The organism is Rhizobium sp. P1_E1 (assembly GCF_056406015.1).
Genome location: NZ_JBFUAY010000241.1, coordinates 1 through 6,102, shown reverse-complemented (window position 1 = coordinate 6,102; position 6,102 = coordinate 1). Strand labels below are relative to the sequence as shown.

Below are 6,102 nucleotides of genomic sequence, written 5' to 3'. Positions count from 1 at the left end.
CGCCCGAATGGATCGACCAGGGCGGCGAGATGACCGCTTGTTCGTTGGCGACAAGCATATGCCGGGTCTGCTGCGGCTCGCCCATGAAGTGGAACACACGCTGTTCCGCTTCGAGATCGAAATAGAGATAGGCTTCCATGCGGCGGTCATGTGTATGGGCCGGCATGGTGTTCCAGACGCTGCCCGGTTCGATCATGGTGAAGCCCAGGGTGAGTTGGCAGGATTGGCAGACTTCCGGGTGGATGAACTGGTAGATCGACCGCTTGTTGGCTGTGGCGGCTTCGCCCGGCGTCAGGTGACGGGCCTTTTCGCGGGTGAGCAACACTGTTGGATGGGCTTGATGCGCTGGCGTCGAGACCAGATAGAACTTTGCCGGATTGGCAGCATCCGCGCTCTCGAAGCTGACGTCCTTGGCACCCTTGCCGACATAGAGGCAATCATATTTGGCAAGATCGTAATTCGTGCCGTCGACGATGATGCGGCCGGCACCACCGATGTTCAGGGCGCCGAGTTCACGCTCAGCAAGGAAGGTTTCCTGTCCGATCGCCGTCGGCGCCGTCAGCGTCAGCCCGGGGCCGAGCGGCGTCGCGCCGCCGATGACCATTCGGTCGTAATGCGAATATGTGAGCCGGATCTCGCCGCTCGCGAAGACGGTTTCCACCAGAAAGTGACGCCGCAGCGTCTCCGTGTCGAAATCACGCACGGCCTCTGGATGGGAGGCGTGCCTCACGTCGATCTGCATGTCAATTTTCCTTCCGCTTCATTGTCGCCAGGGGTCGTCGCTATTGCGGAAGTCGGTCTTGTCCGGCCTGTTCCGCTGCGGCGGTATCCATCCGGTTACATAGTTGTACGACAAGTTTGGTGTCAACAGGTTTGTCGGTGCTCGCTTGAGGAGACGCAAGGCCCGCAAGAGCACGAAAGGAAAACTGGGAATAGACAGGAGAATTTGCGGAGATGATGACGCCATGATCAAGCGATGATCGCAAGCGGCCGCTTCGGCACGGGCCGGTATTTTCTTGGGCCAGAACGAAAAAGCCTGCCGCGGGAGGAGGTGCGGCAGGCTTTCGAAAAAAACCGAACGACAGCTGGGAGGAGGAGTGCTGTCATTCCACAGACGACCCTGGGAGGAGGATGGGGCGCCTGTATATCGAAGGGACGCGGGAGGAGGTGCATCGCTTCGATAGAAATAATCATACTTATTTCTTGCTCAGTTGATAGGCATCTCTTTGCAATGCAGCTATGCGCTATGCGAAAAGCGGGCGGCTTGATCACCCTGCTCCATCCGCCGGACGCACAAAAGCAAAGCGCCCGCTCGGGAGGAAGCAGGCGCTGGCATAGTCTCGAAGATGCTTGGTCTAATTTGCCGTTAGCGGGCGATGGCGGCGCGGGCGACGTTGCGGATTTCGCTGCGGCCGATGCCGAGGTCGTCCAGTTCGCGTGCGGACATACGACCCAGTTCAGCGACCGTCTGACGGTACTTGCGCCAGTTATTGAAAGAGCGTGCTACGTTCATGATGATCCCCTTTCGTGGGCTTTCGAAGCTCAGCTGCCAGTCCTTGGCGCTTCGTTCGCTTCGATGAGTTGTATATAATATGAGACCTCTGACTATTACAGCGCCAATGCATCACTGCACCTATGCAGCAATTGCATGGATCGTCATATCTGGTAGCGATTTCCCGATCAGGATCCGAACCGCTTCGCGGTCAGAGTTTGAAACGATCGAAGGCCGTCAGCCGCACGATCGGCGGCTCCGCTTCTTTCCACCGGTAAATTTCCGAACGCAGATAGGAAAGCTCGTCGCCGAGATCCTCTTCGCCGACTTCTATCCACCAGGACTTCAGACGGCCGTCGCTGCCGTCAGACCAGCGATAACCCCTCGCCTTCAGGTGGTCCTTCATCTCGAACGGGCTGTGTTCGGCAAAGATGCGGATGCGCGAGCGCTGGCTGGCGCGGTAGAGCTCGGTGAACGGGCTTTCACCGTCGCGCTGCTCTCGATCGAGGATTTCCRGGAGCGCGTGGCAGTCGTCCACGGCGCGATGGCCTTCATGGAAATACCCGGCCTGGCCGACGAGATAGCCGAGTTTCGTGCCCTCGAAGCCGCGGGCGCTCCAGTCGATCTCCGAAACCGAGCATGCCCAGGCCTTGCCGGCGAAAATCGTCGAGAAGGCCTCGCAGAACGGCCGGTCGAACCCGGCATTGTGGGCAATGATCAGATCCGCCGGTTCGATCAGCGCTCTCAGAGATTGGATATCGATGAGCTGTCCTTCGACCATCGCATCGGTGATACCCGTCAGCCGGGTGATCTCGGGCGGGATCGGTCGGGACGGCTGTTGCAGGCCGCCATAAATGCCGACGATATCGCCGATTGCCCCGTCATCGTTGAACGTGAAGGCGACGGCGCCGATTTCGATGATCTCGTCGCTGCGGTGGTTGAGACCTGTGGTCTCCGTATCGAGAATGACGCCGAGCTGTGAAAACCCGGGCCGCCTGACTGACGCAACCGGCCGGGCGGCCAGCTTTCTCAAGATGCGATAGTTGCCGCTCTCTTCCAGCGTCCGCGCCATGTCTTCATCAGAGTAGGCGGTCGGTTGGGAAGGTTGCCGGCGCACTGGACCGCGCACCTTGGCAATCGCGGGCGATGCCTTGGCAAACATGTCGAGTTGCGAATCTCTGTGCACGCTCATCGACTCTATATGTCACGGAGACGCGATTTAATCCATCGCACGACAGCGCCGCGCGTCTTTTCGCGAGCCACAAAGGACGCGGTAGCCCTTAGTATTATGCAGTCGCCAGGCGCGGCGGCGTATGAACGCCTGCCGTTTTGTCCGGTGGGAAGCTCAGCCGGCAGACCGCGCCGGGATTGCGGTTGTCGATCGTCACCTCGCCGCCGTGCATGCGCAGGATGTCACGAACGAGATTGAGGCCGAGTCCGGCGCCGCGTYCGTCGTGATGGCGCTTGAAGAAGGGCTCGAATATCCGATCCCGCATATCGGCGGGAATGCCCGGTCCCTCGTCGCTGACCTCGATCCAGTTGCAGCCGGCGGTCAGCGCGATGATGYCTTTCCTGCCGCCGTGGTTGATCGCGTTCTGCAGGATGTTCATCAGGGCGCGTTGCAGGGCCAGAGGATCGCCGTCGATCTCGCCGGCGCCGTCGACATCGAACTGCACCGTATAGCCGGCGGCAAAAGCCAGCGGCGCCATCTCGATGATGACCTTCCTCGCCAGTTGGCCGAGATCGACCTTGCTGAATTGGACCTTGCCCTGCTTCAGCCGCTGAAGATCGAGCATCTGCTCGGTGAGAACGGCGAGCCTTGCGGCATCTTCCAACAGGTCGGTCTTGATCGAACTGTGCGGCAGGGATCCAATTCTCGTATTCAGAATGGCGATCGGCGTGCGCAGCTCATGGGCGGCGTCGGTCAGAAACCGTTCCTGCCGCTCGTAACCCTCGTCGAGACGGCCGAGCGCACGGTTGACGGCGCGCACCAGCGGCGCGATCTCTTCGGGAATATCGTTGGCCGAAAGCCGGCCGCCGCGCTGGTCGATATCGATCGTATCGGCCTCGAGCGCGGCCTGGTCGATCCCAACCAGCGACCTTCGCACGACGAGTGGCGTTGCGATCAACGCACCCAACGCCATCACGGCGACGACGGGGATAACAAGCTTCGCAAGGATCAGCGAAACGCCGTACAGGATGAAGGTGAGCGAGTTGGGGCCGTCGGTGCCTGTCAGAAACTGCACCTGTCCCCCATCCGTCGTAATCCACTTCATTCGGACAGCCGGACGGTCGCGGTCGCCGAGATTCGAGCCGAACCTCGCCTGGCCGACATGATCGAGCGTATTGCCGATGGTGGCATATTCTTCCGGAATCCGGCCCTCGGTCAAAACATGTCCCTGCATGTCGCGAATGGTGTACCAGAGATCGGGCGCATCTTTCCGCAGCTGTCGCAGATCCTGCGTTTCCCTCAGGCTTAACTCTCCGGTGGGCTGGCGGAAGACGGCGTGGCGCAGGATCTCGATCGTGCCCTCCGTCGACCTGTAGTCGAAGATTTTCCCGACCGAAATCAGCACGATCATCACCAGGATGAGCACGACCGACTGTACGGCAAGAAGCCGCCAGAACAGTCGCTTGTGCAGCGAATAGGAGCATCGTTTGCTCATGATGCTTCACGCAGGAGATAACCCACGCCCCGGATAACGTTGATGACCACACCCGCTTGCGACGCTGCCAGCTTGCGCCGCAGCCGCGATATATGGGAATCGAGCGCGTTCGACTGGATTTCGTCGTCGAATCCGAAGACCGCCTCCATCAAGGCCGGCCGCGGCACCATGCGACCGGCCCGGCGCACCAGGCATTCGAGCACCAGCGCCTCCCGGCGTGGCATTTCCAGACGCTGGCCGCAGACGATGATGTCGCAATAGGTCGGATYGAACGAAAGCCGGCCGATCGAGATCAGCGCCGGGCGCAAGGTTTCTGAGCGGCGCATGACGGCGCGCAGCCGCGCCAGAAGTTCGTCGAAGACGAAGGGCTTGGCGAGGTAATCGTCGGCGCCGGTCTCAAGGCCGGTGATCTTGTCTGGAACCTCTCCCTTGGCGGTGATGACGATGATTGGCAGCGTCAGCCCCCTATTGCGGATCTTCGGAATGAGTTCAAGGCCGTCGCCGTCGGGCAGTTGCCGATCCAGGAGGACGGCGTCGTAGGCGCCGTCGCCGATCACCAGTTCGGCGTCGCATAGGGTCGAAACATGATCCATCACCATGTCGTGCCTGGTCAGTGCGCCCCTGAGGGCCACGGCCATTTGAGGTTCGTCCTCGATCAGTAATATGCGCATCTCACATTCCTATCGGGGCCGTCGATCTACAGGAGGAGACCCTATCACCTCAGCGAGGCCTGCAGCAGCGGTAGCGCATCGAATGCAAGATCGCCCGCCTCGTAGCAAAGGATCGTATCCATCATCATGCACGGCGCTGCTCGATCAGGGCCATTGGCTGGTACCTGCGGCTGATGCGATAGACCGCAGCCGGCGGGATATTGCGCAGGGTCCAACCGATCCTCTTTGAGACGAGACCGAGGGAGTCGAGGATTTCGACGGGCACCGGGCATTTTGGGCCGTATGTGAATTGATAGAAGGCACCATGCGGCCTGAGGCTGGAAAAGCAGCCCTCGAGCAGCGCCCGCACATCCTCCGGCCGCATGGCAAGAAGCGGAAGCCCGCTGACGACGCCGCCGAAGAAACTTCTGGAAAGCGCCGTCTTCCACATCTCTCGCACGTCCAGCCGCAGCACCCTGGCATCGGGAAAACGGTCTTGAAGCAACGTGGCGAAATCCCGTTCGTATTCGACCAGCGTCAGATCGCGCTCTGCAATGCCGCGTTCCAAAAGGGCCGAGGTGAAAACGCCGGTGCCCGGGCCGAGTTCGAGAACCGGCCCGGTTAGCGCAGAAATTTCCTTGGTCATCAGGCCCGCAAGGTGGGGGGCCGATGGCGTGATCGAGGCGATGCGCAGCGGCGCGCGAAGCCAGCCAAGAAGAAAGCGTCGATCGAAACGTGGCATTGGACCTTCACAGTGGCTGATTGATCCCACCCATGAACCGGCTCAACATTGCAACAGTCTGTCATGTCGCATTCACTGTGACGCAGACGCTGATTTTTATGCCTGAGACGCGACCTTCCGCTGCGCTGTTCTGAGCCCCTTCCGATCGATCCAGCCTTTGATTTCGGCGGCAATCGCCTCGGGCTGGTCCTCGGGGGCAATGTGGCGCGCTGGCCCGCAGCCCCTGATTTCCAGGCCGGCGATGGTGTCGCGGCACCACGAAATCATCTGGCTGCCGATCAATAGCGCTTCGGCAGGCCCGTCGAAGGTCAGCAGCAGCTTGGGAATTTGGGGACTGGCAGCAAGCCAGCGGTCATAGGCGTCGATCCTGGCGACGACATCGGCCGGCTCGCCGTTGATCGGCATGGCGCGCGGCCATTCCAGCAGCGGGCGCCGGCTGTCGCGGTCCGGATAGGGGGCGCGGTAGACGTCCCAATCGACATCGCTCAGCCCTTTCAGCGTGGTCGCGCGCAAGGCCTGTTCGATGAAGAAATTTTCGTCGAGGACCTTGGC

Annotated in this window: 6 protein-coding genes and 1 pseudogene; all 7 read right to left on the bottom strand. The window is 60.8% G+C overall.

Annotated features, from left to right (window positions below; translation table 11 throughout):
• Positions 1 to 742, bottom strand: a 742-nt coding sequence (kduI, locus tag AC1D1Z_RS32750; protein WP_477853005.1) for a 5-dehydro-4-deoxy-D-glucuronate isomerase, incomplete at its 3' end; no start/stop codon positions are given.
• Positions 743 to 1,366: 624 nt separating this feature from the next.
• Positions 1,367 to 1,513, bottom strand: coding sequence for a DUF1127 domain-containing protein (locus AC1D1Z_RS32745; protein ID WP_003548073.1), 147 nt, complete (start codon positions 1,511 to 1,513; stop codon positions 1,367 to 1,369).
• 190 nt (positions 1,514 to 1,703) lie between these two features.
• The gene (locus AC1D1Z_RS32740; RefSeq protein WP_477853002.1) at positions 1,704 to 2,684 is read right to left on the bottom strand and encodes a 3'-5' exonuclease; all 981 of its coding nucleotides are present in this window, start codon (positions 2,682 to 2,684) and stop codon (positions 1,704 to 1,706) included.
• 94 nt (positions 2,685 to 2,778) lie between these two features.
• A complete protein-coding gene (locus tag AC1D1Z_RS32735; RefSeq protein WP_477853000.1) occupies positions 2,779 to 4,158 on the bottom strand; it encodes a sensor histidine kinase in 1,380 nt (459 codons plus the stop codon).
• Positions 4,155 to 4,829 carry a response regulator transcription factor gene (locus tag AC1D1Z_RS32730; protein ID WP_477852998.1) on the bottom strand — a complete coding sequence of 225 codons (675 nt, stop codon included), beginning with the start codon at positions 4,827 to 4,829 and terminating at the stop codon, positions 4,155 to 4,157. The genes AC1D1Z_RS32735 and AC1D1Z_RS32730 overlap by 4 nt, the downstream gene beginning before the upstream one ends.
• Positions 4,830 to 4,953: 124 nt before the next feature.
• Complete coding sequence (locus AC1D1Z_RS32725) at positions 4,954 to 5,550, bottom strand: class I SAM-dependent methyltransferase (RefSeq protein WP_477852996.1); 597 nt, start codon at positions 5,548 to 5,550, stop codon at positions 4,954 to 4,956.
• Positions 5,551 to 5,646: 96 nt separating this feature from the next.
• Positions 5,647 to 6,102, bottom strand: a pseudogene (locus AC1D1Z_RS32720) (haloalkane dehalogenase); the annotation flags it as partial.